This window comes from Haloterrigena salifodinae, from assembly GCF_003977755.1.
Classification (GTDB): domain Archaea; phylum Halobacteriota; class Halobacteria; order Halobacteriales; family Natrialbaceae; genus Haloterrigena; species Haloterrigena salifodinae.
Genome location: NZ_RQWN01000010.1, coordinates 17,121 through 39,063 on the forward strand (window position 1 = coordinate 17,121; position 21,943 = coordinate 39,063).

At 61.8% G+C, this 21,943-nt stretch carries 38 protein-coding genes; 1 reads left to right on the top strand and 37 read right to left on the bottom strand.

Annotated features, from left to right (window positions below):
• Positions 1 to 28: 28 nt before the first annotated feature.
• The 37 genes from EH209_RS23555 to EH209_RS23725 all read right to left on the bottom strand — a co-directional run bounded on the left by EH209_RS23555 (position 29) and on the right by EH209_RS23725 (position 21,075).
• A complete protein-coding gene (locus EH209_RS23555; RefSeq protein WP_126665237.1) occupies positions 29 to 352 on the bottom strand; it encodes a hypothetical protein in 324 nt (107 codons plus the stop codon).
• A 9-nt stretch (positions 353 to 361) separates the two neighbouring features.
• The gene (locus EH209_RS23560; RefSeq protein ID WP_126665238.1) at positions 362 to 847 is read right to left on the bottom strand and encodes a hypothetical protein; all 486 of its coding nucleotides are present in this window, start codon (positions 845 to 847) and stop codon (positions 362 to 364) included.
• A complete protein-coding gene (locus tag EH209_RS24330) occupies positions 847 to 1,008 on the bottom strand; it encodes a hypothetical protein (protein ID WP_164722121.1) in 162 nt (53 codons plus the stop codon). Before EH209_RS24330 ends, EH209_RS23560 begins: the two co-directional genes overlap by 1 nt.
• 161 nt (positions 1,009 to 1,169) lie before the next feature.
• Entirely contained in the window at positions 1,170 to 1,544 is a 375-nt protein-coding gene (locus EH209_RS23565; RefSeq protein WP_126665239.1) for an HK97-gp10 family putative phage morphogenesis protein, read from the bottom strand.
• The gene (locus EH209_RS23570) at positions 1,541 to 1,945 is read right to left on the bottom strand and encodes a hypothetical protein (RefSeq protein WP_126665240.1); all 405 of its coding nucleotides are present in this window, start codon (positions 1,943 to 1,945) and stop codon (positions 1,541 to 1,543) included. Before EH209_RS23570 ends, EH209_RS23565 begins: the two co-directional genes overlap by 4 nt.
• A 9-nt stretch (positions 1,946 to 1,954) precedes the next feature.
• A complete protein-coding gene (locus EH209_RS23575) occupies positions 1,955 to 2,368 on the bottom strand; it encodes a hypothetical protein (RefSeq protein WP_126665241.1) in 414 nt (137 codons plus the stop codon).
• 5 nt (positions 2,369 to 2,373) lie between these two features.
• Complete coding sequence (locus tag EH209_RS23580; RefSeq protein WP_126665242.1) at positions 2,374 to 2,694, bottom strand: hypothetical protein; 321 nt, start codon at positions 2,692 to 2,694, stop codon at positions 2,374 to 2,376.
• A gap of 1 nt (position 2,695) precedes the next feature.
• Complete coding sequence (locus EH209_RS23585; RefSeq protein ID WP_126665243.1) at positions 2,696 to 3,847, bottom strand: major capsid protein; 1,152 nt, start codon at positions 3,845 to 3,847, stop codon at positions 2,696 to 2,698.
• 11 nt (positions 3,848 to 3,858) lie between these two features.
• Positions 3,859 to 4,317 (bottom strand): hypothetical protein, encoded by a 459-nt coding sequence (locus EH209_RS23590; protein WP_126665244.1) that lies wholly within the window; start codon positions 4,315 to 4,317, stop codon positions 3,859 to 3,861.
• 24 nt (positions 4,318 to 4,341) lie between these two features.
• Positions 4,342 to 5,862, bottom strand: coding sequence for a DUF7282 domain-containing protein (locus EH209_RS23595; RefSeq protein ID WP_126665245.1), 1,521 nt, complete (start codon positions 5,860 to 5,862; stop codon positions 4,342 to 4,344).
• Positions 5,863 to 5,929: 67 nt separating this feature from the next.
• Positions 5,930 to 6,775, bottom strand: coding sequence for a hypothetical protein (locus EH209_RS23600; RefSeq protein ID WP_126665246.1), 846 nt, complete (start codon positions 6,773 to 6,775; stop codon positions 5,930 to 5,932).
• Between the two features lie 9 nt (positions 6,776 to 6,784).
• Positions 6,785 to 8,401, bottom strand: a complete 1,617-nt coding sequence (locus EH209_RS23605; protein WP_126665247.1) for an anti-CBASS protein Acb1 family protein — start codon at positions 8,399 to 8,401, stop codon at positions 6,785 to 6,787.
• 3 nt (positions 8,402 to 8,404) lie between these two features.
• On the bottom strand, positions 8,405 to 9,730 hold the full coding sequence (locus tag EH209_RS23610; RefSeq protein WP_126665248.1) for a terminase large subunit domain-containing protein: 1,326 nt from the start codon (positions 9,728 to 9,730) through the stop codon (positions 8,405 to 8,407).
• Positions 9,727 to 10,218 carry an HGGxSTG domain-containing protein gene (locus EH209_RS23615; protein ID WP_126665249.1) on the bottom strand — a complete coding sequence of 164 codons (492 nt, stop codon included), beginning with the start codon at positions 10,216 to 10,218 and terminating at the stop codon, positions 9,727 to 9,729. Before EH209_RS23615 ends, EH209_RS23610 begins: the two co-directional genes overlap by 4 nt.
• Positions 10,219 to 10,248: 30 nt before the next feature.
• On the bottom strand, positions 10,249 to 10,536 hold the full coding sequence (locus EH209_RS23620; protein WP_126665250.1) for an HNH endonuclease: 288 nt from the start codon (positions 10,534 to 10,536) through the stop codon (positions 10,249 to 10,251).
• Positions 10,529 to 10,723, bottom strand: coding sequence for a hypothetical protein (locus tag EH209_RS23625; protein WP_126665251.1), 195 nt, complete (start codon positions 10,721 to 10,723; stop codon positions 10,529 to 10,531). Before EH209_RS23625 ends, EH209_RS23620 begins: the two co-directional genes overlap by 8 nt.
• Positions 10,724 to 10,737: 14 nt before the next feature.
• Entirely contained in the window at positions 10,738 to 10,872 is a 135-nt protein-coding gene (locus EH209_RS25000) for a hypothetical protein (protein ID WP_282957113.1), read from the bottom strand.
• A 22-nt stretch (positions 10,873 to 10,894) separates the two neighbouring features.
• Positions 10,895 to 11,101 (bottom strand): hypothetical protein, encoded by a 207-nt coding sequence (locus tag EH209_RS23630; protein WP_126665252.1) that lies wholly within the window; start codon positions 11,099 to 11,101, stop codon positions 10,895 to 10,897.
• Positions 11,102 to 11,182: 81 nt separating this feature from the next.
• Positions 11,183 to 11,443, bottom strand: coding sequence for a hypothetical protein (locus EH209_RS23635; RefSeq protein ID WP_126665253.1), 261 nt, complete (start codon positions 11,441 to 11,443; stop codon positions 11,183 to 11,185).
• A 546-nt stretch (positions 11,444 to 11,989) separates the two neighbouring features.
• Positions 11,990 to 12,220, bottom strand: a complete 231-nt coding sequence (locus tag EH209_RS23640; protein ID WP_164722122.1) for a hypothetical protein — start codon at positions 12,218 to 12,220, stop codon at positions 11,990 to 11,992.
• Positions 12,220 to 12,786, bottom strand: coding sequence for a hypothetical protein (locus EH209_RS23645; RefSeq protein WP_126665254.1), 567 nt, complete (start codon positions 12,784 to 12,786; stop codon positions 12,220 to 12,222). Before EH209_RS23645 ends, EH209_RS23640 begins: the two co-directional genes overlap by 1 nt.
• Positions 12,787 to 12,919: 133 nt before the next feature.
• Positions 12,920 to 13,153: a MarR family transcriptional regulator gene (locus EH209_RS23650; protein WP_126665255.1), complete on the bottom strand. Its 234-nt coding sequence runs from the start codon at positions 13,151 to 13,153 to the stop codon at positions 12,920 to 12,922.
• A gap of 48 nt (positions 13,154 to 13,201) precedes the next feature.
• Positions 13,202 to 13,831, bottom strand: coding sequence for a hypothetical protein (locus tag EH209_RS23655; protein ID WP_126665256.1), 630 nt, complete (start codon positions 13,829 to 13,831; stop codon positions 13,202 to 13,204).
• A complete protein-coding gene (locus EH209_RS23660) occupies positions 13,828 to 14,070 on the bottom strand; it encodes a hypothetical protein (RefSeq protein WP_126665257.1) in 243 nt (80 codons plus the stop codon). The genes EH209_RS23655 and EH209_RS23660 overlap by 4 nt, the downstream gene beginning before the upstream one ends.
• Positions 14,063 to 14,572 (bottom strand): hypothetical protein, encoded by a 510-nt coding sequence (locus EH209_RS23665; protein ID WP_126665258.1) that lies wholly within the window; start codon positions 14,570 to 14,572, stop codon positions 14,063 to 14,065. Before EH209_RS23665 ends, EH209_RS23660 begins: the two co-directional genes overlap by 8 nt.
• Positions 14,573 to 14,878: 306 nt before the next feature.
• On the bottom strand, positions 14,879 to 15,124 hold the full coding sequence (locus EH209_RS23670) for a hypothetical protein (protein WP_211338428.1): 246 nt from the start codon (positions 15,122 to 15,124) through the stop codon (positions 14,879 to 14,881).
• Entirely contained in the window at positions 15,117 to 15,500 is a 384-nt protein-coding gene (locus EH209_RS23675) for a hypothetical protein (protein ID WP_126665259.1), read from the bottom strand. The genes EH209_RS23670 and EH209_RS23675 overlap by 8 nt, the downstream gene beginning before the upstream one ends.
• A 359-nt stretch (positions 15,501 to 15,859) precedes the next feature.
• A complete protein-coding gene (locus tag EH209_RS23680; RefSeq protein WP_126665260.1) occupies positions 15,860 to 16,210 on the bottom strand; it encodes a hypothetical protein in 351 nt (116 codons plus the stop codon).
• 275 nt (positions 16,211 to 16,485) lie between these two features.
• Positions 16,486 to 17,334 (bottom strand): hypothetical protein, encoded by an 849-nt coding sequence (locus EH209_RS23685; RefSeq protein WP_126665261.1) that lies wholly within the window; start codon positions 17,332 to 17,334, stop codon positions 16,486 to 16,488.
• A gap of 303 nt (positions 17,335 to 17,637) precedes the next feature.
• Positions 17,638 to 17,862 (bottom strand): winged helix-turn-helix domain-containing protein, encoded by a 225-nt coding sequence (locus EH209_RS23690; protein ID WP_126665262.1) that lies wholly within the window; start codon positions 17,860 to 17,862, stop codon positions 17,638 to 17,640.
• On the bottom strand, positions 17,862 to 18,089 hold the full coding sequence (locus tag EH209_RS23695; protein WP_126665263.1) for a hypothetical protein: 228 nt from the start codon (positions 18,087 to 18,089) through the stop codon (positions 17,862 to 17,864). Before EH209_RS23695 ends, EH209_RS23690 begins: the two co-directional genes overlap by 1 nt.
• A complete protein-coding gene (locus tag EH209_RS23700) occupies positions 18,086 to 18,499 on the bottom strand; it encodes a hypothetical protein (protein ID WP_126665264.1) in 414 nt (137 codons plus the stop codon). The genes EH209_RS23695 and EH209_RS23700 overlap by 4 nt, the downstream gene beginning before the upstream one ends.
• A complete protein-coding gene (locus EH209_RS23705) occupies positions 18,496 to 18,876 on the bottom strand; it encodes a transposase (RefSeq protein ID WP_126665265.1) in 381 nt (126 codons plus the stop codon). Before EH209_RS23705 ends, EH209_RS23700 begins: the two co-directional genes overlap by 4 nt.
• The gene (locus EH209_RS23710; RefSeq protein ID WP_126665266.1) at positions 18,876 to 19,676 is read right to left on the bottom strand and encodes a hypothetical protein; all 801 of its coding nucleotides are present in this window, start codon (positions 19,674 to 19,676) and stop codon (positions 18,876 to 18,878) included. The genes EH209_RS23705 and EH209_RS23710 overlap by 1 nt, the downstream gene beginning before the upstream one ends.
• Positions 19,677 to 20,147 carry a DUF7344 domain-containing protein gene (locus EH209_RS23715; RefSeq protein ID WP_126665267.1) on the bottom strand — a complete coding sequence of 157 codons (471 nt, stop codon included), beginning with the start codon at positions 20,145 to 20,147 and terminating at the stop codon, positions 19,677 to 19,679.
• Positions 20,147 to 20,707, bottom strand: coding sequence for an HNH endonuclease (locus EH209_RS23720; RefSeq protein ID WP_126665268.1), 561 nt, complete (start codon positions 20,705 to 20,707; stop codon positions 20,147 to 20,149). The genes EH209_RS23715 and EH209_RS23720 overlap by 1 nt, the downstream gene beginning before the upstream one ends.
• Entirely contained in the window at positions 20,704 to 21,075 is a 372-nt protein-coding gene (locus tag EH209_RS23725; RefSeq protein WP_126665269.1) for a PadR family transcriptional regulator, read from the bottom strand. The genes EH209_RS23720 and EH209_RS23725 overlap by 4 nt, the downstream gene beginning before the upstream one ends.
• Before the next feature lie 632 nt (positions 21,076 to 21,707).
• On the opposite strand from EH209_RS23725, the gene EH209_RS23730 reads away from it, so the two are divergent.
• The gene (locus EH209_RS23730; RefSeq protein WP_126665270.1) at positions 21,708 to 21,938 is read left to right on the top strand and encodes a hypothetical protein; all 231 of its coding nucleotides are present in this window, start codon (positions 21,708 to 21,710) and stop codon (positions 21,936 to 21,938) included.
• The last annotated feature ends 5 nt before the right edge of the window (positions 21,939 to 21,943 follow it).

A 21,943-nucleotide genomic window follows, 5' to 3' on the forward strand; every position in this document is an offset into this window, starting at 1 on the left:
ATCCGGTCGTTATCCGGGACCGGAGCGGTTACTCGTCGGTCGGTTCGCCTTCGCTGTCGTCGGCATCGCTGCCGCCGGCGCCGACGGCCTCGAGGATCGCCGCTTTCGTCGAGTTCCCGTTGACGGCGTCGTAGGTATCGCTCGCCGCGATCCGCTGCAGCGTGCGATACTTGAGGCCCTCGAGGACGTCGCGATCGACGGCCCCAGTATCGGGATCGTCGAGGCGCTCGAACTCATCGCCGAACTTCTCGAGGATGTGCTCGGGCGGCGCGACGATGATCTCGCCGCGGCGGTAGGCGCGGTCAGAACCGGCCCACGACAGCGTGCCTTTCTGGTTGCGATATACTGACATGATGATCTCCTAGTTGCGAGACTGCTCGAACTGCCACAGCCGAGCGGCGGCCTTCTCCCCGCCCTCCATCGGCGAGTCGAGGATGCCCGATCCACCGCCAGTGCCAGCATCGGAGGGGGCGAGGTGGTCGACCCCGAAGCCGACGTTCGCGCGTTCGCTGACGGCGTCGAGGATACTCGAGAACGCGAGCTCGGCGTTCGGGCCCGGTCGGTTGCCCTCGATCCAGCCGGCGGTGACCGTGAGCCCGGCCTCAACCTCGTAGTCGACGAGGGCGGCGACGCCACGATCCGCCGAGGCGACGGCTTGGACGTCGATGATCAGCAGCGCCGGTGGGATGTCGTCAGGATCGGGAGCGGTCAGCGGGGTCCGGATCTGCTCGGTCGCATCGCCTGGAGAATCGCCGTCGCCGAGCGCCTCGAGCAGCGGGTCGTAGCTTCGCAGATCCGTGAGCGCCGCCTGCGTGAGGCCGGCCTCGTTGTCTGATCGGCGGGGCATTACTCCTGGCCCTCGTCTCGATCTCGGTCGCCTAGATCGTGCGGCCCGACGCCGAACGCCTCGGCAATAGCGCGGACGTTCGCGGGACGTCGCGACCAGTCCTCGAGGTCGGCAAGTTCCCAGTACGCCTCGGGGCCGTCTTGGGCGAGTGCTTTCAGCATCTCCTGATGGATCGGACAGCTTTCGATCGGATCAGTGACGTCGCAATCCTGGCAGCGAGATCGGCGCTGAGCGAGATCTATGAACTCGGTACGCTCGGTGACTGCGAATCGCCATAGAGTCCGGGCTAGCGATGGGAGTGCTTTGAGTGTTCTGAGCATGGTCAGAGAGCTCGAGCGGCCTGGTCCCAGCTTTTCGTGACCCGGTCGACAAGGTCCTGCTCGACCTTCCGCAGTGCCGGCCGGATCATCGGCTGAGCGCTCATATACACGGTCCCGAATTCGTTGTAGGCGCTGTGCTCAGCGCCGGCGATCAGGTGCGCAACGATCTTGCCAGTCATCTGCTCGACCTTGTTTCGGATCGAGTCGCGGAGCTCACCAGTGTCCACTCTGGCCCGGGACTGGGCCTCCTCGACGGCCTCATCGACAGTCGTTTCGACGTCGTCCTCGAGGCGGCCGAAGAACTCGTCTTTGAATGTCTCGAGATCCTCGACAAGCGCGTCCGGACCCTGGCCGCTCGTCCAGTTGAAGTCGATCACGACGTGACCACCTCGAGCTCGAGGCGGACGGCCTCGGGAACGCGACCGTTCGGGCCCGGTACCTCCGCGACGCTTTCGATCGAGCGCCGTCGAGGGTCGCGATCGCTACGATGGAGCTCGACGCGACGGTCGATGCCTGGACGGAGCCGATCGTCGAGAAGGTAGGTACCGTCGCCGGCGATCTCGCCGACATGGCGCGGATGGATCGAGACGAAAGCGGTGTCTTGGATGCGCTCGCCAGTGTCCTCGTCGACGATCGTTTTGCCTTCGGGGGAGTAGCGGGCAGGGATCTCCTCGGCGATCGCGACCCAGTCCTCGATCGGCTGGGTGCCGCCCATGCCGTCATCCTCGGTCTCGCCGGTCTCGACGTAGGCCGAGATCGTGATTGTGGCGTTCTCCATGATGGGCCGTTATCTGACCTCGGGGACGTCTATCGACGCCGTCGGCTTGTTGGCGTCAGCCAGCTTGCCGGACTGGTCGAGGTTGACAGCCTGCTGCCCGAGCGACGTGCTTCGGTAGTCGTCATGGTTGTAGTCGCCGACGTAGGACGCAGATGAGCCGTCCGCATCCGATTCGGACGTCGTCTGTCGGAGCTCGTCGATGTCGCTCGCGAGGATGAAGTGGCCTGCAAGGTACGTCTCGATCTTCTCGAGCCGGCGATCGGACTGCTCAGTCTCGCTGAGGTCTTCGGTGACGACCATGTTCGCGTCGTCGATGAAGACCGTTAGTTGGTTGTCCTCGAGGCCGGTCGTGTCCCATCCGTCAAGCGTGAGTCGCTGACGAACCTTCCCCGGAGTCGTCCGGTGGTCCTCGGTTGTCGCCATGTGCGTTACTCCTCGAGCTCGCCGATCCGAGATTCGATAGCGGAGACGGCCGTGTCCCGTTCGTCGTTCTTGTGCTCGCGCTCGAGCATCGCCTCGGCAGTCTCGATGTCCTCGACGTCACCGAGGGCGGCCTTGATCTCCTCGACCGTGGATTCGGCTGGGTCAGGTGGCTTTTCGCCGCTGTCTGGGCCGTCGACTCGCTCGAGCGTTCGCGGGTGGTTCTCGAGAGTGGCCTCGTCGACCTCGAGCTCGTCACCGTTTGCGTACCGTTCGCCGCCGTAGCCGAACGAACGACCGGCGACGCGGACAGGGATCTCGTCAGCCATGCTAGATCCCCGTCATTCGGACGATGCCGCGAATACCGTCAGGCTGGCGCCGGACGAACGGCATCCGGCTCGCGACGAGCTTGTGTCGGCGTGCGTGTCCTCCATCGATGTCCCAGGCAGTGTTGGTCATGCCCTGGGCGTTGACGATCCCGAAGTAGCGCGGGTCGTTGAGCAGGAAGATCGCGGTGTCGCCGGCGAGACGCGGCGCCGGGAGCACGTTGATGTAGGGGTACTTCCGCTCGATGCGATCGATGAGCGGCTCGTCGACCGCACCGGAGTCAGGCTGGTAGTCCTGTCGAGTGACGTTGCCCCACTGCTGGCGCGGGACCAGCAGGTAGCCGCCGACCTGGTCGACGAGCGGGACGTCGTCAGTGTCCTCGACGTCCTCCTGGTCCTCGATCTGGTCGTGGAGGTGGTCGAAGTCGTCAAGGACGACCTGCGCGTCGTCCCAGCCGGCGCCGGTCGAGCCGGTCTGAATGATCTGCGAGGTGTCGGAATTGAGGCCGGTGACGCTAACGGATCCGAAGTCCTCCATCTCCCACGTTCCGCCCCAGCCGTTGAACAGGACATGAGCCTCGCGACGGTTGATCGCACGACGGGCTTCTCGAGCCTGGTCAGTCTCGGGCTCCTCGCCGTGGGCTCGGCGAACCTCCATCTCGCGGCCGTCGAGCTCGTAGTCGACGTGAACCACGGGCTGTGCGACGGCGTCGACGCCCGATCGCGTTCGGTCCTGGCGGGAGCGCGATCGCGGGTTCATGGAGACGTCGGCCTCCATCCGGCCAGCCTGTAGGCTCGTCGCGTACACGTAGTTCGCGAGCGAGGATGGGATGTTGAAACCGGCGCCGAGTAGCGTGTCAATGATCGTCGACTGGACGAACTGCTCGTTCAGTACCTCATCACCGAACTCGATGCCCGACTGGTACCCGTAGGGACTGTCGGCGGTGATCTCCTCTTTCCCTTCGGGCTGCTTGATGCCGGCCTGGATGTCAAGCTGCTCCCACATCTCGGGGGAGTGGCCCGACTTGGCGCGAATCTCTTTGAGTGCGCGCTCTCGAGCGTCCTTGAAGGGGTTGAAGAACGCCGTGATGTGCTCGTCCTCTGCTTCGTCCTGGAACTCACTGTGCGTCGAAACGTACGTCTCACTAGTTGCCATCTTGAATCACCTCACTCGAACTCCACGATCGCCATGTCCGTTCCGTCGACGTCGATGATCTCCTTGACGTGGCCGACGATCGTCCCAGGGTCGCCAGTCCCGTCACTACCAGTCGAAGTCAGCGCTCCATCGGCGTCCCAGCCGACAGCGTCATCGGCAGTGGCATCGGATACCTGGCAACGGGCCTGGTCGTGATCTCCGAAGCCGACCGTCTCGACGTGTTCGTCCGTGCTGTAGCTCTGGGAAAGCGGGCTCTCACCCTCGACGCCGAGACCGCGGGGCGGGTTACGAGCTTCACGGACGACTCGACTCGTCGCCTCGTCGGCGTTCGCCGAGCGCACGCGCTTCTCGCCGTTCTCATCCTCGTAGATGACACAGCCCGTGCCGGGGTCGAGTGCCTCGTCGGCGAAACCCTCCTCGTAGGAGGCCTGGTTGTGGAGCTTTGCGATGACTGCGTTAGGGGTTGCCATATATTGTCACCTCTAGAATTGTTGTTATTCCTGGACGCCGGTACCGAAGGCATCGAGGTCGTCCTCGTCGGCGTCGGCGCCGGCCGTGACCTGCGAGCGCGCTCCCGCGGATCCCGGTAGCGAGGCGCCCGTCGTTCGCGTAGCCTGCGAGTGGATCTTCTCGAGCATGTCCGAGGCGACGAGCTCCTCGCGGTCGTCCTCGTCCCACTGCTCGCTCGAGGCGATGACCTCCTTGGCCATCTCCTCACGGTCCTGCGAAGCCGTGGCCTCACTGACAGCTTCGGTTACTTTCGTCTCGAGGAACCTGTCGAAGTCTTCGTGATCGCCGATGTCGACCTCGACCGTATTGCCATCGTCGCCGGCGTCAGCGTCGGGATCGTCGGGGTCGTCGGGAGTCTGTCCACCGTCGTCCGTGGGATCGTCTGGATCGCTCATGTCGTTCTCCGTGTCTGTGTCGTCGTCCGCTCCGGGTTCCGCCGGTTCGTTAGGTTCCTGTTCCTGATCACTCGCGACGATCACGCCGTCGGGAGCTACGGTGACGGTCGCCGAGTCAACGTAGTAGCCGCCGTCGCCGGTCGGGATGTGTTCGGACTTTTCGCCGTCCTCCGTGACATACCGAAGCGATGCGTAGACCGTCGCCGCCTCCTCGAGCGCTTCATCGAGCTCGACCTCCTCGTCGGTTCGATGATCGCCAGGTTGATGCGGCATCCCGTCACCGATCGACGGTCCGAGGCCAGGCCCGACGTCAGGGAACTCCTCGCCCTCAAGGTGGAGGCTCGCCATCCAGCCGGCGTCATCGAAGGCGGCATCGGAGACGGTGACCGTCTCGCCATCGGACGTCTGATCCGAGAGATACAACATGCCGCTCGTACCACCCTGTGGGAGCAGGCCAACATCCTCGGCCATCTCCCGGATCTTCTCTCGCAGCGAACTCGACTCGTCTGCTGTATCAGCCGCCGTCACCGAGTCGATCTCCTTGCCGATGTCTGCCTGGCGTGTCCAGGAAGCAAGCGCCCGGTTCGGACCCCACTCGGCAGTGTTGCTCTCACTCATTCCCTTCGAGACTACCGACAAATCTAGGAAGTTGACCGACTCGGGATCCGGGATGTAGGCGCCGGTCTCGGGATCTCGCTCGTCAGTGAGTTCGAACTGCGGATGTACCGAGACCTCGTAGTTGCCGGCCTCGACGCCGCTCGCGATCGCCTCGTCGTGGGTGTTGGCCTCGTAGATGAGGCCCTTCCCCTCAACGTAGCCTGCCTTTGGAACTTTCCCAGGAGACTTGTCGACCGGCGGGGGATAGATCGGGTTCCCGTTGTCGTCAGCGGGGTGATCAATTGATAGCGGTTCGCCTGCTTGAGTCTCGGCAGCTGTCGCGAGGACCTCCGGAGTAAACAGGACCGGCGTGCCGTCGTCCGTGTAGAGGATGTCGTTCTCTCCGACGGCGACCCCGCCGAAGCGCCAGCCGTCTGTATCCTCGTCGTCCTCGTCACCGGCCGTAAGTTCGACCGTGCGAGCCGAGACGCGAATGTTGTGTTCGTCTTTCATCTTTCCTCCGGAGCCCATGTCCTCGCCATCAGGCGTGTTAGAGGTGGGTCATCGGTGGGCCCAGAACCTAGATCGTCTCTTCTGTCGGAATCAGCCAGCAACGGCACCGCGGATGGGTGTCGCGAACTGGTTTCGGCGCCTCGCCGCTGCGTATCTCGGATATCTTGTAGGCGTTGCCCTCGAGCGCTTGGCACTGTTCGCAGACGTTCGAGTCGCCTGCAGTGGTCCACGAGTTCAAGGGCTCGTCGTCAATCGTGATCGCGGGCTCCTCGACCTCGACACCGAGCTCGTCGATCCCAGCCTGTTCGTATCGGGAGAGCCCGCCGTCGGCGATGAGCTCGACGCCGCGGGCCTCCGAGATGAGGTCGGTCCGGTTGCGACCAGTCTTGTCGACGCGGTCGTTCACTGCAGCAACGAGCCCAGCGACCGCAGCCCCCTCACGAACACCGGATCGGTACTCGCGAGTGGCCTCCTCCTCGGCTGCTCGGACAGCATCCTCGACGTCTTGATAGACCTCGAGGCGCTCCTCGCGGAGCTCGTCAGCGTAGGGCTCGCTCTTGGCGAGCTGTCGATAGTCCTGTCCGGTCGGGACGTCAACGCCAACCTTCCGGAGTTCCTGGTCGGCTCGCTTGAGCGCGTGAGTGTAGAGTTCGTCAACGTGCTCGGCAGTCCAGTGGCGACCGCGCTCAACGTCGCGAGTTGCGGCGGGCTCGAGGACGGTCGTGTAGACGAGATCCTCGAACCAGTCACGAAAGTCGCCAACTTGTCGGGCGTCGGACCGATCCGACTGCGGCCGGAACCGGTCGCGCTTGAGTGCTCGACGAACCTCACCTCGGACGTCACGCCAGCGCCGGCGAAACTTCCGAGCGAATCGGTCGCGCTTGCTCGCCGATCGAGTGGGATCTGTCGCCATGCGTGAGCGTTAGTCGTCGTCCGCCGGCGCACCGTTGGCATCTGCGCCGTTGCTCTCGGCGCCGGTGCCGATCCCCATCTCTTCGGCTGCCTGTTGGACGTCGGCATCGCTTTCGTCAATGTTCGACTCGGCACTGTTCGCGATTTCGTCGTCGAGCTCGGTCGGGAGCGTTCCCTCGCGATAGAACTCGAGTTGCTGCTCACGAGTCAGCAGGTCGTCGGGATAGCCTGCGGTCGCTGTGTTTAGGAACTCCGCACGAGTCTTCTTGATCGACGCGACCTCGGACTCGTCCGTTTCGGCGAGCGGCGGCCAGGAGACGTCGTACCCGCCGATCTCTCGATTTTCAGCCTGGCCGGCCGGCGCAATGAGGACCCCGTACCGGAGACAGCGATCGATGATCTCACGAACGAACGTCGGAGTCACGAACTCCTCGCGGCGGGACTGGATCTTGCCGTACCACTCTCGGAGATCCTGCTGGGTCGCCCGCTCGCCCGTCTCGTTGCCCTTGAGGACCGACTGCGGAATGCCGACCTGAGCCGAGATGGCTGCGACGTTCGGATCGATGATCGGCTGGGGGTCAATCGTTTCGCCGCCGAGGTTCTGGACGTCGTCGGCGCCCTCGGTCCGCAGGATCGGCTCGAGTCCGTAGTACCAGCGCTGGAGGTGATCCCGGAGGTTGTCCCCTCCATCCTCGAGCTGGTAGTCCGGCGAGATGTTGACGTTGATCCCCCACGCCGAGGCGCGGTAGGCGACCTCGCCAGCGGAGCCGAGTGCCTTCTCGATGTCGACGAGATTGTTCCAGATCGGTTCCTGGCGCGGCGTCCCGCGGATCTCGTCGTCGAGCAGGCCGTCGCTCGGGATGTGGACGACTCGAGAGTGGTGAATCTCGAGCTCGGTCGGCCCGTTGTGGCTGACTGCGTCATCCTCGTCGTCGAGATCGACGTGGTAGACGTTGGGCTCTCCCCAGCGTCCGGATCCCGGCCCACCGAGCTCGATCTCGTCGACGGAGGCCTGCGAGAAGGGGCGGAGGCCGTTGAGCTCTGAAACCGAGTTTTCGTCGACCTCGTCGGCGAACCCTTCCGGCGAATCAATGTCGTCGAACTCGAGGACGAGGATGCCGAACTCACCGATCCCCGAGAGCTTGTCTGCTCGGTGCGTGTAGTGCCACAATCGAAGATCCTCGACGAGGTGCTCGACCTCTTGCTCGAACTCGGTCTGTTCGTCGTCGGCAGTCTCACCTCGATCCTCGATCTGTGGGGCATCACGCCAGGTCGTGTCGACGGGCTGGTCGCAGACCGCCCTCGCGTAGGCGTTCCGCAGGTACATCCCGTAGTAGTCTTCGACCTCGGGATCCTCGTCCCAGCCGAAGACGTCGTACTTGTCCTGGCCACCGCCGATCTCGGAATCGATCGCGGCCGTCAGCGCGTGCCGCATCTGCATGTCTGCACGCTGGCGCTGCTCGGCAGCCGTGATCTCGTAGGTCTCCGAGTCGTCAGTCTCCGCGCCGGCGGCTGCCCGGAGATCGATCGACGGTGCCTCGTGAACGTCGCTGGCCTCGAGGACGCCCCGGATGTCTCTGTGCGTCGGGCCGTAGACCTCGCGTTTGTCGTCGGTAGGTGCACCCATAAGTTACCAGACCCCCGTGCCGGAGTTGTCCTCGTCCTCCTCGACGTAGCGGTCGCCCATCACGGCGTAGCGGGTGACGTCGAGGCAGTGATCATCAGCTCGAGCAGTCCCGACGTCGTCCTCCTTGTAGGACTGGAACTCCTGGATGAGCTCGGTGAGGTCGTCGACGACGATCAGTCCCGGTCCAACCTCGTCGACCTCGAGGACAGCCTGCACTTCTTGGATCCCCTCGTCGAGGTCCTTGGTCGCCGCCTCGGCAGGGTAGCCGGCGTCGCGGAACTTCTGGATGTGCTCGGGGTCGTGGTCGCAGTAGATCGGACCGACCGGCTTGTCGTTGTCCTGCAGCCACGAGATCGCGTGCTCGACGGACTTCCCCGTCTCGTAGTAGGCGTCCCAGGCGACGTACTGATCGGCGTGGGTCTTCCCGTACTCGATCAGCACTCGCGGGTCGCCCCACCCGTAGTCGTAGCCGTACAGGCGGATGTCGTCGCGGATCTCGATGTCCTCGCGCGGACGGACGTGCGTGTTTCGAGAAAACGAGTCGTAGACCAGTCCCTCCGCAGCGGCGAAGCCGCCATGTAGGCCCTGCTCTTCGCGAGCGGTGCCTTTGAACTGGCGCTTGATCTTCTCGAGGCCGTCCTCCGGGAGCAGCGTGTTGTGCTCCGTGCTCGCGACGACGACCTCGAGGCGATCGCGCCACGGGAGCGGCATCTCGCCGCCGTCGCCGTCGGGCTGGACCTGGCGCTCGGTGATGTCGAAGTACTGGTTGAATCCGTTCCCGGTCGACGTCCAGAGCGTCGTGTTGGGCCCGACGTCGGTCCGCTGTCGGGTCGTGAGCATCCGGTGGAGGTCGTACAGATCGGTCTGCGGCGGGTAGTGGGCGACCTCGTCGCACCAGATCCTCGCGAACTCCCCGCCGGCGAACCGCGACCACTTGTCGGCGCCGCCGAGCCAGACGGTGTGGCCGGTCACGTAGACGACGCGCTTGTCGTTGGCGTTGTAGTCGTCGACGATCGGCGAGTTCTCCGGGTCGCCATCCTTGAACGGGTTCGTGTCCTCACCAGGTAGCGTCTTGAAATAAACGCTGTAGGTCGTCGATTTGCCCTTTTCGTAGTCCTGGGCCATCACGAGGCTTTCGCCGACGCCCTCGGTATCTGTCATCCCGCCGCGATGGATCCACTGCGCACCGCATCGGGACTTGCCACCCCCGTAGCCGATCCGGAGTACGACGACGTCGCAGTCGCCGTCCTCGAGGAGATCGCGGACGTGCGCCTGGTAGTCGGTCCACTGGTAGCTGACAGTCTCGACGGTTTCGGTGCTCGAGCTCATTCGTCGTTGTTCTCTTCGCTCCAGGGTGTTTCGACGACCTGTTCGCTAAAGTTGATCTGGACCGGACCGCCGCCGTCGCCAGTGTGCTCGATCTTGTCGTTCGGGAAGATCCCCGCCTTGTCGCAGATCTGTCGGTACTCGCGAAGGAATCGCTCGTCTCCGGAGCGCTTGAACTGCTCGAGCGCGACGCCGGCCATCATCCGGGCGTGCTGCTGCGACCCCTCGGGTGTCGAGAGGATCTTCTCGAGATTCGTGACTCGGTCGGCCTCCTCCTCAGTGAGGTAGTCCTCGAGGAAGCTCTCGCGATAGGCGCCATGCTTCGCGGCATTCTGTGATGATGTGTCCTTCCCTTCCTCCGTATTGGGGCCTGTCGAGCTCCCGCCGTGGAACTTGCACGGACCGTCATCGTTCTCGGTTCCCCACCCCTTCGGGTGGCCGCACGGCTCGCCGTTCCGGTTCGTTCCGGGGCACCTATCCTCGTCGTTCATGGGGTTCGTTTCGTTATATTTCGGAGACCGTCAGAATCCGGGCGCGTCAGGACTCGGTGACGGTGCTGACGTATCTCGAGGTGACGGTGGTTGCATCCGCTTCGAGACACGCCGGTTGCCGTGCTTGCCGTCCTGGTGGCAGTCGGTACAGAGCCCGATCAGATTGTTCGGGTCGTTGTTGTGTTTCCGTTCGTCCTGGTGGTGGAGCTCGATCCCGTCGACGGCGTCTCGAGGCCGGCCGCAGCCAGGGCACCGATAGGAGCTCCCGTCTCGATCGGACCAATAGAGATCGCGACCGAGTTGGCGTTGGTCAGCCATCGATGATCAGGAGTGTGTAGGTACACTCCTCACAGAGGGTCACGGTATCGCCCTCGTTGTAGCCAGCTTCTGAAAGGTCGCCGGCGAGCTGGCTGGTTCTGAAAAACTGCGGCGAGAACTGTGCGAGGAGCGCTGGCGACGGATCGCACCGTCCTCCACAGCGGTCGCAGGCTGCTTTGTATCCCATATTTCTGAAAACTGCTATCGCCACCGCTCGAGGTCGCAAACGACCAGGGACCGGAGCCAGCCGTCGGGCGTCCCATCCCAGAGGATAAGCCAGCCACACCCTTCGATCTCTTTCACGTCGTCTTCGCGGTCGAGAGGGTCGATAGCCATATCTCAGCCCGTGGTCAGAGTTTCACTTGTCCGTCGGAAGTAGGCGTTCGGCCTCGAGGTTCCAGAGGCGACCGACCAGCAGGAACACGAGCGCCGTGAACAGCCCGTAGTAAGGCGGGGCGACTGCCGCAACCCCCTCAAACGTGAGCGAGAGGGAGATCACCGACCAGAGAACGACCAAAATTAGCGCAACAACCTTCGGGACCGTCTCAGTCTCATCCTGCGGCATCAGTGCCCTCCAAAGTCCGACAGCCTCGATTTTCGCGCGCTCGTACGACGGAGTGTGTGGTTTGGCAGACATAGGTCATCCTCAGTCCGTGAGTCCGCCGACGATCTGGTCCGCTACGGGGATCACCGCCCCCATCGCCACCTCGAACGATCCTGGTTCTGGCTCCTCGCCACGAGCCGCAACCAAGACACCAGCGATTGCACCAATTGCCAGCGTCCGACTAAATTTGCGTGGCTTAAATTCCTTCTCGTCGTTTAAGACTGCGTGAGCGTATCCCGAAACGGCATACGCAGCGCCCAAGACGACGTACAGTGCAAGCATCACCGCCTTATTTTCTGCCATGATTGCATTGAAAGTCTTCGAACCGCAGTACGGAAAGGTGGGGAGGCGGACTGGCTGATGAGGATCAGTTCGCGGCAGGAGGTCGCTCGAGAGAGATCCTCGCTTTCGCTCGGGCTCTCAAACGAACCGGCAGATCCTGAGTTGTCCCCAGGGCACTGCCGGCCTACCCGCACCGCGGACTCGCTGACTCGTAGCGCGTAGCGCTTAGACCGAAGAAGATGAACAATCGAAGAACTCCTGTCCAGGACACGACGTCCGAACGCTTGCCGACGGCAGCGTCACGTACCGTGTCAGTCGTGTACCAGCCCTCGAGTACAACGAGAAACTCACAGCGCTCTATCAGAGCGCTCGGGTATCCTCAGCCAGCTATGCTCGAGCGCAACACGAGCAGGGAACTGACTTCACCGGAAACCGGAGCCGGGAGTCGAACCCGTTTGACCTGGCCCATTGGTGCCAGTACTCCGGCGACGTCCGCAATCCCCTCGGGCATCGAACGATAGGATACGATCGGTTAGCCGAGCCACGGCGCCGTCATCGGAGAGGATGTTATAGCTGCGACCACTCTGGGAGCGTCGTCTGTCCTTTCACGACCGGGCGCTCTGGTTCAGCTGGCTCCTCTTCGGGATCGGTCGTCGTCGGGACGTTCTCGGCTCGTTCCTCGCCGACATCCTCCGGGTCGGTCGCGTAGACGACGTCGTCGGCCTCGTCCTCGAGCGATGGCCGCTCGGTAATCGACTGGTAGGTGGCGTCGAGCGGGTCGCCATCGTAGGAGTGCATCAGAGGATCTCGAGTTGGTCGATGTGGTGGTCATCAGTTGCGAATGTCTCGTTGTACCGCTCGCACACGAGATTGCGAATCACCCCGTCGACGTCCCCATGCTCCGCGCTCGAGGCGCAATAGCCGATCGGGTCAACCCCCTGCTTGAATTTTAGACCAGAGCCACAGTGGGGACACCGCGGCGTAAAGTGATCTAGCATCCACACGACCCAGTAGCCCTTTCGACAGAGGCGCTCGGCGAGGACAAGCCACGCGACGGAGTCGTAAATCCGTTTGTGGTCGGCTTTGATACGCTTGACTGCAAGCGCTGCAGATCGGTCAAGAGACGTGTTCGGATCGTCTCGTACTGTCCGGTGGATCTTGCGGAAGTAACCGAGGAGCCCCTGCGAAGAACTCTCGAGTTCGCCGTTCGTCAGTGCAGCATCCCGATTCGCTTTCCAATTGGCGTCGGGATCCCTGACCGGGGAGCGAACGCCCGACCCGCCACCAGTCTCGTAGGGCGGATATTCCTTAGTCTCCGAGAGCGGTGCTCCCGTCGCTGGGTCAAAGCGTACCTTTCCTAGCATGGTTTGAGAAGGGCGTAGCTACGGAGCCAAGCCGATCACTCGCCCATTGGCGTCACGGCGGGCAGGCTATCGCGCTGTTACCTACCACATTCCGTTTATTGGTAAATAAAGCGCCGTATAGTGACCTAATAAGTCACTTGTCAAGTGAGTAGAGTAAGCGACGGGTGTCTGGGAGGTAGGTCTTTTTTGTGACCAGACCCTCATCTTCGAGCTCGGCAAGTGCACCACGGACCGTCCGTTGCGGGAGGTATGACTCCTCGGCGATCTCCGTCTGGGAGAGAGGTTCGTCCGCGTACTCGAGCGTCTTGTAGACGAGTTTCTGTGCCGGGGTACACCCTTCGATCTCCCCGAGGTCAGCGTCACCCATCGTGATCAGCCTCCTCGCCGAGATGCGAGTGAGTGAAACGGCGGGCGCTCATTGGCTTCTCACCCCACTCACACCACCAGGGCTCTCAGACCGCTTATAACTCCGCCAGATGTGTGGCTTGAGTCTCGAATCTTCTGCAAGGATTTTAGAGACTTTCTTCTCGTCCCTTTCGGCAGAACCCGCATGGATGGATTTGCAGTATCCAACGACCGGCTCACCGTTGATTTCTGCTGCTGAAAGCGGCCAAGTCGTGTGTCGCTTAATCCCTGTCACGGGCTCTTTCTGTCGGTTATATTCTTTAGCTTCATAGCCGTCGAAGGAGTACGTCGTAGTGATATCCAGCACCCCTGTATGGAGATCAACAGAGAACTTTCGCTTCACTACGATGTCACCAGCCTGTCGAATCCCCAGCCAACTACTCTCTGTGAGTTGCTTAAACGAAGTCTCACAGTCTTCGAAAAACACTATCCCGTTCTCAGTGTCATTGTCCTCGCCCTCAGTTTCGAACTCACTAAAGGGCGGGAGTCGGTTCGATATCTTCTGAGAGGCGTCTACTCTTGACTTAGCGTCCTCTCTATCTTCACCCTCGTATTTCTCTTGAAGGAGATTTAGTGCCTCTCCAATGACGTTCCGTTCGTGCTCCCCGTGGATTTGGAGATTCCTCGTTATCTGGCTCATTCGTGGTCACGCCCCGTGGCCGATTCTATTGTCCACTCGTCCGATTCGATGAGGTAGTCGCCAAGATCCGAAAACGCCTCATATAAATGGTATTCAGCGCCACGAATATCGCCCTCTGAAATCTTTTCAGCGGCTTTCGAATGGTGCGTCTGAACCGACGCCATAGCGATCATGAGGTCACGCCCCCACTCGCCCCCGCGATCAGTGTCGCTCGTAGACTTAACGTTCTCGTCACTCATGCTGGCCTCCATAGCGATCGTGTCCGAGCTGGGTCTCGTACTGCTCGCGCTGCTCGTCGCGACGCCGTCGGGCCTCGCGGATATGATCCGGGAGTCGAGCGTTGCGATCCCGGCGGTCGTCCTCGAGGTCGGTACCGTCGAAGCATTCGCTAAGCGCGCTGGCCACTGACTCGGCCGCCTCTGCGACTGCGTCCATCAACGGTTCGAGCGCATCGGAGAACGCATCGGAGAACGCTACCGCATGTGCACTGACAACCGTCGCGAGCGAGACGACGTCGCCGGGCTCGGCGTCAAGCCAGTCGCGTGTCCGCTCGGGAAGGATTATCCGGCCAGCGTTGTCGGTCGAGAGGGCCCTGGTCGCGTGCATGATCGCCGCGATCTCGTCTGGCGACCTCGGGAACGCTGGATACACAGGCTCGAGAACCCACTGGCCGTTCTCGTCGATGATCCGGTACTGCAACGCCTTGCTCTCTGGGTCTACATCCAGTTCTGGATTACTCATTGTGGTTTAGATTCTGCCGGGTCTGTCGTTTTATGATGCTCTCTACGCCTTTTTGCGGGACAGGATGTGCTGCTTCGGCCGATGACATTCGGGAAGCTGCCTGGGCCTGCTGGGCCGTCGTGATTGACTGATTCCCACGGAGGTTACCTGCGACCGTCGCTGTTCCGCCGCCAACGAGACAGACGATTCCAAGGATACCAGGTGGGATCTCACACGAGGTACACGGGGTGTGGTTGTACTCGAGACACGCCCGACACCGGGACCAGTCTTCGATCCAGCCCCACCACGTCGGGAGCCAGTAGTCCGTCATCGGTCCGAACCCTCCGATTCCGGGTACCGTCCCCACTCAATTTCGCCGTCGCAGACTGTCCGGAAATCAACAAACGAGTGGTACACCGATTGGTGACCAGACTCAATTTTGTCGTCGGTTTCGGGAACGCTCTTGGGGATCCACTCGAGGATGATGAACCCGGAGGGGAAGCGGTAGCCCCACGCTTCGAAGCCTTCCGAACCGGTGTAGTGAAACGGGCCAGCCCGATAGGGATCAGTCATCGTCCTCACCTCGAAGGTCGTCGACGCGCCGATTCGCGATGTTAAGACAGAGCGCTCCGTTGCGGGTTGTTCGGCTCGAGCGTTCGTGATACTCCCGTATCTTTCGCTCGAGGTCGTCCGGGTCGTCAATCCCGAGGTAGGTCCGCTCGTGCTCACCTGAATCGTCAGTGACTCGAACAAGGTCGCCCCGAGACGTGGCCGCCGAGATCGCCGACCGGACCCGTGAAGGATGCTCGTCCGGGTAGCTCCACGAGACGCTCGCGACGACCGGTGCCTCATGGATCAGCGGTGGCTGGGAGCCCCCGGTGTTGTGCTCGACGTAGCCAACCACGCTATCGTAGATCTCCTTCGACGAGGCGTCCGTCTGGTCACTCATCGCGATCAGCTCCCGCTTGGGGTGATCGGTCAACCTCTACCCACTCGCCTTGTCTGACTAACTGGCTCTCCATCTGATCACCGACGCTATAGTATTTTGACTGGGCCGCGCTGTGTCCCTTTCCTCGTCGCTCTTTCCCGTGGGTTTGGGCTTTCATGGCGATTTCGCACAGCCCCCCAGAAGGGGCCCTGAAACGCATCTTACCAGAGGGGTAGTTCTCTGGTTCGTCGGCGAACGCTCGGTACAGTTCTTCCATTGCAGGATGGTCGCGTTCCATCCCCATCTTAGACGCAGCTATGTGAGCGGTTCGCGCCTCAGATGCCGACAATTCGACTACTGATGTGCGTTCAGTATCGTCACTATTCATCGACCATCGCCTCCTCGAGTTCGATAAAGGACCAGCCACCTTTGGCGTAGAAGTCTGCGACCTCGGTGGCAGTCTCACAATGGGAGTGTTCCTTCCAATGAACGCCTGCGTTGTGTGGGCCAAGCCACGGTCCAGAGAAATCCTGGTAATTCTCAATCGAAATCGATTGAACCCCTGCAATGACGATTATCTGCTCTAATTCGTCCTTCGTGGCCGACGAATACATCACGTAGTCCAGAGTCTCCGCGTTCGAGAAGAACTCCCTCACCTCGTCGATTGAGACCGGACGGTCTGGAAAGAGGTTCTCGAGTGCGTACGTGAGTTGCGTTGTTGGGTCTGCCATGATTGCGTGCGTGTGTGTTGATGTTGAATTGGTGTGCGAACGATGCGGGACGGGAAGCCGACACCACGAGAGGACCGTCAGACGGGAAGGTCGTGGACAGATGACGGCCACGGGATCACCTCCGAATCGGTCCTTGGATTAGACCGACGACGGACCGATCGAGCGGTATACGAGCTAGTAGCGGTACGTTGCTTACAACCGCGTGCTGTGTGCATTGTTTTCTTAGTGTTTGATGGCTGAGGGCTCACGCCCGGTCTGCTGGGCCGGGGACAGGGTCACTCGTGGACGCCAGCTGTCTCGTCCCCACCACCCGACGTGGTTTCTCCGGGGATCTCGGTTCCTTCCATGATCTTGACGCGGCGCTCCTTGCTGGTCACACCGCTCCGTCCACTCTTGGTCTTGCTAACCACGATCCGGTCCTTCGTGAGGTCCTTCATCGCACCGATCGTCCGACTAACCAACTTCTTTGCGTAGGCGTCGTCGACGGCACCGCGGCCGAGTTCACGGCGAATCCAGTGCTTTATCTCGCTCGCATCGATGTACTCTCGGACGCCCTTGCAGCCGTTCTTCCAGGGGTTGTCGACCTCGCTATCACGCGCCTGCCAGAGTCTCGCAGCGAGATAGTCGCCCTTCGTCTTGGCCGTCCGGTCGAGCATGTCGTCGTCCATCTGGGCCAGCTGCTGGATCGGGAGGAGATCAGCGTGCGCCAGGTTTGTCGAACCGCCGCGAGCCAGCGGATCCTCGCTCTCGGGGAGCCGGTAGTACTCGCCACTGTCTTTCTGGATCTTCTCGAGGCGCCCCTCCTTGATCGGGAGGTCGAACTCGACGACGATCTCCGCGGGGAGGTGTGCTCCCTTCTCGAGCTCGCGGGCCATCAACTCGTTCAATCGATCGTCGTTGAGGTCAGTCGCGGCATCGAACCGGGCGTGCTTGACTTCTTGCTCGTCCTCGAGCTCATCGACGCGCGCTTCGAGCTCCTCGATACGCTCGTCCTTCTGCTCGTTCGCTTTCCGCAGCTCTTCGTTCTCGGCCTCAACGGTTTCGAGGCGATTGCGGATCTGTTCGAGTTCGGCAGCGAGTTGTTTGTTCGTCGGTGCGGTCGTCGTGTCGGGGTGGGCAGACATCGTGTGTACAGAGTTGCCAGTTCGGTCGTCTCGCGATGCGTCTCGAAATACAAAGTAGCCTCTCGAGGGGTGGTGGAAGGCCGCGCAGGACAGAGCCGCGGCTCCTCGAGAGGCGAACTTTTATAGAGATCCGGAACGCAGGATTATGCGACCAAGCATGGGGGCGAATTGACGCCCCCTTCTCCTGCGTTCCACACCTCGTAGCGGTGGGTGTGCTTCTCCTATCGTGTTGCCTAACCGGTAGACGCGGGCGGCACTTAAATCCGGTAGTCACACCTAACGAGTCACGTAGGCGGGGATCCATCACTCACCACCGTCCGAGTCGACGATCGAGTAGAGGTAGCGACCGCCGAGCCCCTCTCGGTAGGAGACCAGCCCCTGCTCACGCAGCCGATCGAGCGCCCTCGAGGCGGCGTTGGCAGTGATCGCTCCCGATCGATCCGTGATCTGGCTCCGAGTGAGTTCGCCCGAGTCCTCGAGGACGTCGTAGATCTCGCGCTGGGTCGGGCCCAGCTGCTCTGGGTTCATCATCGCTCGACCACCTCGAGGAGGACTTCGGCGTCGCCGTCGGACGACCACGCCGCTACCGTCGATCGGACACGGCAGTCGGCCTCGTAGATCTGCTGATGGACGTCGTCGAGCTCGATCGCGTCGGCGCCGTCGTGGCCCCGGCACGTCACGAGGATGTGGTCGTCCTCTTTCGAGACCGAGACATCATCGAGCTCAACCAGTGAGAGGACGAGTGCACCCGTCACGCCGAGTCACCCCCTGGCCGTTCTGTTCCCGTGTCGCGTGAGCGGGCCCAGTCCTCCGCTGCATGGAGGATACACTGGTCCCCTCCGTCAAATTCGACCGGCCAATCGCATTCGCCCCGGCGGCAAGTTCCGCTCGTAGACTTAACGTCGCGACCTCCGTCGGTTACCGGCTCTCGGATCTCGATGCCCATGATCTCGGCCGCCTCATCCTGGTCGTCGAGAGTCAGCGTCCCGTAGCGACTGTTGAGCATCTGCTGTGTGCCCCGCTTAGTGAGTGCCGCAATCGCATCAGCGGACTCGGCGTCGTAGCGCCCGGCCAGTCGCTCGGGCTTGAGGCCGCGACCGACCTGGACACGGGCTTCGGTCAGGCGCTCCTGCCAGAGTTCCTCGGTGGTCTTTCCGTCAGTCATCGCGACCACCGCGAGTCCGCGGGATCGGTTCGGCGGAGGTGGTCCTTCTGGGGCTCGTAGATGTGGCCGCGGGACTGGAGCCACCCAATCGCATCGATCACGCCCGCGCGCTCGAGGTCGGTCCGATCAACGACCCAGTCGACGACGTCTCCTGTCGGGATCCCATTGTCGGCCTCCTGGTCGCCGAGGTCCTCGAGGGCCCGACCGACGAGATCGTGGGTCGAGCATTCCTCGAGGTCGGAACCGCCATCAGGCCGGAGCTGTTGTGCACCGCTCGAGTCACCGTCGCCGTCGAACGGCTTCCCGCAGCGGTGGCACTTGTAACACTTCTTGCTCTCGGCGTCGCAGACAGGGCAGTACCGGCTACTACCCGCCATCAGGCGTTCACCCCAGCGTCTTCGCTGGCTTTGTCAGCGCAGACGAGGCAGAGTTCACGACCGTCGACAGAGTGGAGGCCGCGCTCGGGTTCGCGGCCACACTCTTCGCATGTCGATCGTCCGAGGACATCCTGATCGTCACCGGTGTCGTACTCGAGGTACGGGAGGATCTCGTCGCTGATCCAGGCGGCGAAGACGTCCTCTTGCGTGAGGTTGTAGGCGGCGACATAGCCGGACTTGGCGACCATCCCGCGGACCGGGTACCCGTCCCACTCGTAGGAAAAGCCGAGTGCGCTGATCCCGGTCGGCGGTAGGTTGTGCCAGGCGGCGTCCTTGTGGTACTGCGCGCCGGCGCGATCTTCGTCGTCGCCGTCGTCGATCGACTGCGAGTAGCTGGCGCCCCAGACGCTTCCGCCGTTCTGTTCGAACCGTTCGGCCCACGCGTCGAGGCGGATCATCGCGTCCTCCGCAACCATCCCCTCCTTAGCGAGGATCCAGTCGTGGACAAAGCGGCCGTCGGAGGAACTGACCCCGACCCATCCCTCCTCGAGGTCGGCGTACCACTCGGTATCGACGCGGCGGGAGACCTCGTCCTGTTCTTTGATGAAGCCGTCCTCGGTCGGGACGGGGACGCGCTTCTCCTCTTCGATCCACGCGGCAGCCTCGCCGTGGTAGAGCGTCTTTCCGTCGAGGTACTGCGTTCCGTCGACGACGATCGTCGGAAGGTCGCCGCCAAGCACGGACTCGAGTTCGCCTGTGTTGGGCTCGCCGGTCAGCAGCGAGAGGATCGCGGCGTGCATCTACGCACCACCTCCGACCTCCGAGACGTCGTCAGAAACGGCGCTGACTGCATCCTCGTTGAACTCGACTACCGCCGTCTGGTTGGACTCGCCATCGAACCGCTCCTCGAGATCGGCGCCGAAGTCAACGAACGCGTCGAAGTTCGGGCCCGGCTCAACGAGGTGGCCGCGTTCACCGATATCGATGACGTCGTGCACATCGAGTTTCGGTAGATGATTCTGGTAGAGGGTGCAGTACACTGACTTGCGGTTGTCGTCGGCGATCGTCGCGACGGCGTCCGCGAGTGCGCGGAGTCTCATCGGGCCGAGCTCGTTGACCAGCGCGACGGCCAGGCGCCGCCGCTGGTTTTTCATCAGATTCGCCGCCGTAGTGATCGGGACGTCGCAGGGCTCCGGATCAGCGGCCGAGTCTGACTCGGTGGTGGAGCTTTGGCTGAGGATACGGGCGATGCGCTCGAGCAGTCCGGACATCAGACCCGCGCACCTCCGTTACCGGTGAACGCGTCGAGCGTCGCCTGCGACGAGTCCGCCTCTACGTCCGGGGACGGGAACTCGAGCGGTTCGGTGTCGTTGCCCCAGCGCTGGTTGGTGTGGTAGGTGCCGTGGTCAGACTTGTCGACCGGACCGACGTTCGATGGGCGGTTGTCCCACGGAATCTCGTTGTCGTGGTGGACGTCCATATCCGCGACCGCATCGAAGCCGTACTCCGAGACGGCGAGCAGGCGGTGGACGTAGCAAATCTTGCTGACGCGCTCGTCGCCTTCCCAGAGTTTCGTCACCCAACACTCGTACGGATGATTTTCATGAAGCGTCCGCATCTTGACGCGCTCGACGCGGTTCGCCTCAGCGGCCGCCTCCACGCCCGCCTTCCAGTTCTCGCGTGTCTCGATTTCGTGCCGGTTGAGCCAATCTGAGATGGTGCCGTTGGAACAGTTGAAGTGGTCGGCGATCTCCCGCGTCGTCATCTCGCGGTCGACGTACAGGTCGCGGAGTGTCTCCTCGTCGCGGTAGGCACGCTCCGGCACTGTCACTGCCCGTCGCCTCCGTTGATATGCTCCTCGAGCCAATTGAGCTCGTACTCGAGGACGTCCTCGCCCATCTCCGTGATCGCGTAGTTGTTCGTCCGCCGGTCGCGCTGCCCCTTCTCGACGAGGCCATAATCGACCAGCCTATCAAGGTTCGGAAAGAGTCGGCCATGCAACAGCTCCTCGCCGTAGTAGGTCTCGGCCTCGCGCTTGATCCCAAGGCCGTACCGGTCCTGCTGGGCGATCGTGGCGAGACAGCGGACTTGAAACTTCGTCAGGTCGGCCGCAATCGCTTGAATGTCCTCGTCCTCTGAGTTTCTAGTGCTGTGCGACGTGGCGTTGCGCTTATCTGTGTTGTTGTCGTCTGTTTGCATGGTTGCAGGATTGCAGGATTGCAGGATTCGGAGCCGATTCTCGCTCCGGATTAGTGTCTGTGACCGGCGATCGGTCGGGGCGCGCTAGGACCTGGACAGTTGCAGCGGGCCCCGACGTAGATCGCAAGCGGCTGGTTGTTCGTTCGACACGATACCCTACTAAAGTGACGCGCACCGTTTCGGAGAGGATACACAACAGTAATATGCTGTTAGAAGTGCTGAACGCTGCTGTAGGCAGCCATTTACGAAGTCGATTTTGGGTGTGTTGTGTCATCCTTGATGTTGTATGCCGACGCGAAATTACCGCGCCAGTTATAATTCTGCCAAATGGCTTTCAGCGGTGCCTAGTGTTTGGCCGGATTTCTTCCAACCGTCCTCCACTTCGTCACTGTGTTCATCGACATAGTCCTCGAGAGCTTCGATGAGGACATCTGTCCGGTTTATATCGGAATCTGGGCTAGACCGTGCATGGACGATTGCGTCCAAGTCATTTTTGAGCCCATTTGGAATTCGGAACGAGGTTGTCGGCATACGAATTCCTGTAATGCGGCAATTCACATAAATGTAATGCAGCAACTCAGTAATTCCGTCGGTGGAATGAAGTGCATTGGCTTAATACTGTAATGCAAGAGATGACCGACGAAGACAAACTGAAGACGCACTCTTTTCGCGCCAATGAGGACACAGTCGAATACCTGGACTGGCTCATTGACCAGAAGAATGCCCAGCTACCGCCAGGATCTGATGAAAGAATTAGCCGTAGTGACGTCCTCAGAGAGTGCATCAACGATGTAATCGAAGAGCTTGAGGACGAGGTTGATGTGGGAAACTCAACCAGTCAGAAGATGATGACGGCTGATTAGGCGGA

Coding starts and splice junctions, on each gene's coding strand:
- EH209_RS23555 (WP_126665237.1), bottom strand. CDS start 352: ATGTCAGTATATCGCAACCAGAAAGGCACGCTGTCGTGGGCCGGTTCT.
- EH209_RS23560 (WP_126665238.1), bottom strand. CDS start 847: ATGCCCCGCCGATCAGACAACGAGGCCGGCCTCACGCAGGCGGCGCTC.
- EH209_RS24330 (WP_164722121.1), bottom strand. CDS start 1,008: ATGCTGAAAGCACTCGCCCAAGACGGCCCCGAGGCGTACTGGGAACTT.
- EH209_RS23570 (WP_126665240.1), bottom strand. CDS start 1,945: ATGGAGAACGCCACAATCACGATCTCGGCCTACGTCGAGACCGGCGAG.
- EH209_RS23575 (WP_126665241.1), bottom strand. CDS start 2,368: ATGGCGACAACCGAGGACCACCGGACGACTCCGGGGAAGGTTCGTCAG.
- EH209_RS23580 (WP_126665242.1), bottom strand. CDS start 2,694: ATGGCTGACGAGATCCCTGTCCGCGTCGCCGGTCGTTCGTTCGGCTAC.
- EH209_RS23585 (WP_126665243.1), bottom strand. CDS start 3,847: ATGGCAACTAGTGAGACGTACGTTTCGACGCACAGTGAGTTCCAGGAC.
- EH209_RS23590 (WP_126665244.1), bottom strand. CDS start 4,317: ATGGCAACCCCTAACGCAGTCATCGCAAAGCTCCACAACCAGGCCTCC.
- EH209_RS23595 (WP_126665245.1), bottom strand. CDS start 5,862: ATGAAAGACGAACACAACATTCGCGTCTCGGCTCGCACGGTCGAACTT.
- EH209_RS23600 (WP_126665246.1), bottom strand. CDS start 6,775: ATGGCGACAGATCCCACTCGATCGGCGAGCAAGCGCGACCGATTCGCT.
- EH209_RS23605 (WP_126665247.1), bottom strand. CDS start 8,401: ATGGGTGCACCTACCGACGACAAACGCGAGGTCTACGGCCCGACGCAC.
- EH209_RS23610 (WP_126665248.1), bottom strand. CDS start 9,730: ATGAGCTCGAGCACCGAAACCGTCGAGACTGTCAGCTACCAGTGGACC.
- EH209_RS23615 (WP_126665249.1), bottom strand. CDS start 10,218: ATGAACGACGAGGATAGGTGCCCCGGAACGAACCGGAACGGCGAGCCG.
- EH209_RS23620 (WP_126665250.1), bottom strand. CDS start 10,536: ATGGCTGACCAACGCCAACTCGGTCGCGATCTCTATTGGTCCGATCGA.
- EH209_RS23625 (WP_126665251.1), bottom strand. CDS start 10,723: ATGGGATACAAAGCAGCCTGCGACCGCTGTGGAGGACGGTGCGATCCG.
- EH209_RS25000 (WP_282957113.1), bottom strand. CDS start 10,872: ATGGCTATCGACCCTCTCGACCGCGAAGACGACGTGAAAGAGATCGAA.
- EH209_RS23630 (WP_126665252.1), bottom strand. CDS start 11,101: ATGCCGCAGGATGAGACTGAGACGGTCCCGAAGGTTGTTGCGCTAATT.
- EH209_RS23635 (WP_126665253.1), bottom strand. CDS start 11,443: ATGGCAGAAAATAAGGCGGTGATGCTTGCACTGTACGTCGTCTTGGGC.
- EH209_RS23640 (WP_164722122.1), bottom strand. CDS start 12,220: ATGCACTCCTACGATGGCGACCCGCTCGACGCCACCTACCAGTCGATT.
- EH209_RS23645 (WP_126665254.1), bottom strand. CDS start 12,786: ATGCTAGGAAAGGTACGCTTTGACCCAGCGACGGGAGCACCGCTCTCG.
- EH209_RS23650 (WP_126665255.1), bottom strand. CDS start 13,153: ATGGGTGACGCTGACCTCGGGGAGATCGAAGGGTGTACCCCGGCACAG.
- EH209_RS23655 (WP_126665256.1), bottom strand. CDS start 13,831: ATGAGCCAGATAACGAGGAATCTCCAAATCCACGGGGAGCACGAACGG.
- EH209_RS23660 (WP_126665257.1), bottom strand. CDS start 14,070: ATGAGTGACGAGAACGTTAAGTCTACGAGCGACACTGATCGCGGGGGC.
- EH209_RS23665 (WP_126665258.1), bottom strand. CDS start 14,572: ATGAGTAATCCAGAACTGGATGTAGACCCAGAGAGCAAGGCGTTGCAG.
- EH209_RS23670 (WP_211338428.1), bottom strand. CDS start 15,124: ATGACTGATCCCTATCGGGCTGGCCCGTTTCACTACACCGGTTCGGAA.
- EH209_RS23675 (WP_126665259.1), bottom strand. CDS start 15,500: ATGAGTGACCAGACGGACGCCTCGTCGAAGGAGATCTACGATAGCGTG.
- EH209_RS23680 (WP_126665260.1), bottom strand. CDS start 16,210: ATGGCAGACCCAACAACGCAACTCACGTACGCACTCGAGAACCTCTTT.
- EH209_RS23685 (WP_126665261.1), bottom strand. CDS start 17,334: ATGTCTGCCCACCCCGACACGACGACCGCACCGACGAACAAACAACTC.
- EH209_RS23690 (WP_126665262.1), bottom strand. CDS start 17,862: ATGAACCCAGAGCAGCTGGGCCCGACCCAGCGCGAGATCTACGACGTC.
- EH209_RS23700 (WP_126665264.1), bottom strand. CDS start 18,499: ATGACTGACGGAAAGACCACCGAGGAACTCTGGCAGGAGCGCCTGACC.
- EH209_RS23705 (WP_126665265.1), bottom strand. CDS start 18,876: ATGGCGGGTAGTAGCCGGTACTGCCCTGTCTGCGACGCCGAGAGCAAG.
- EH209_RS23710 (WP_126665266.1), bottom strand. CDS start 19,676: ATGCACGCCGCGATCCTCTCGCTGCTGACCGGCGAGCCCAACACAGGC.
- EH209_RS23715 (WP_126665267.1), bottom strand. CDS start 20,147: ATGTCCGGACTGCTCGAGCGCATCGCCCGTATCCTCAGCCAAAGCTCC.
- EH209_RS23725 (WP_126665269.1), bottom strand. CDS start 21,075: ATGCAAACAGACGACAACAACACAGATAAGCGCAACGCCACGTCGCAC.
- EH209_RS23730 (WP_126665270.1), top strand. CDS start 21,708: ATGACCGACGAAGACAAACTGAAGACGCACTCTTTTCGCGCCAATGAG.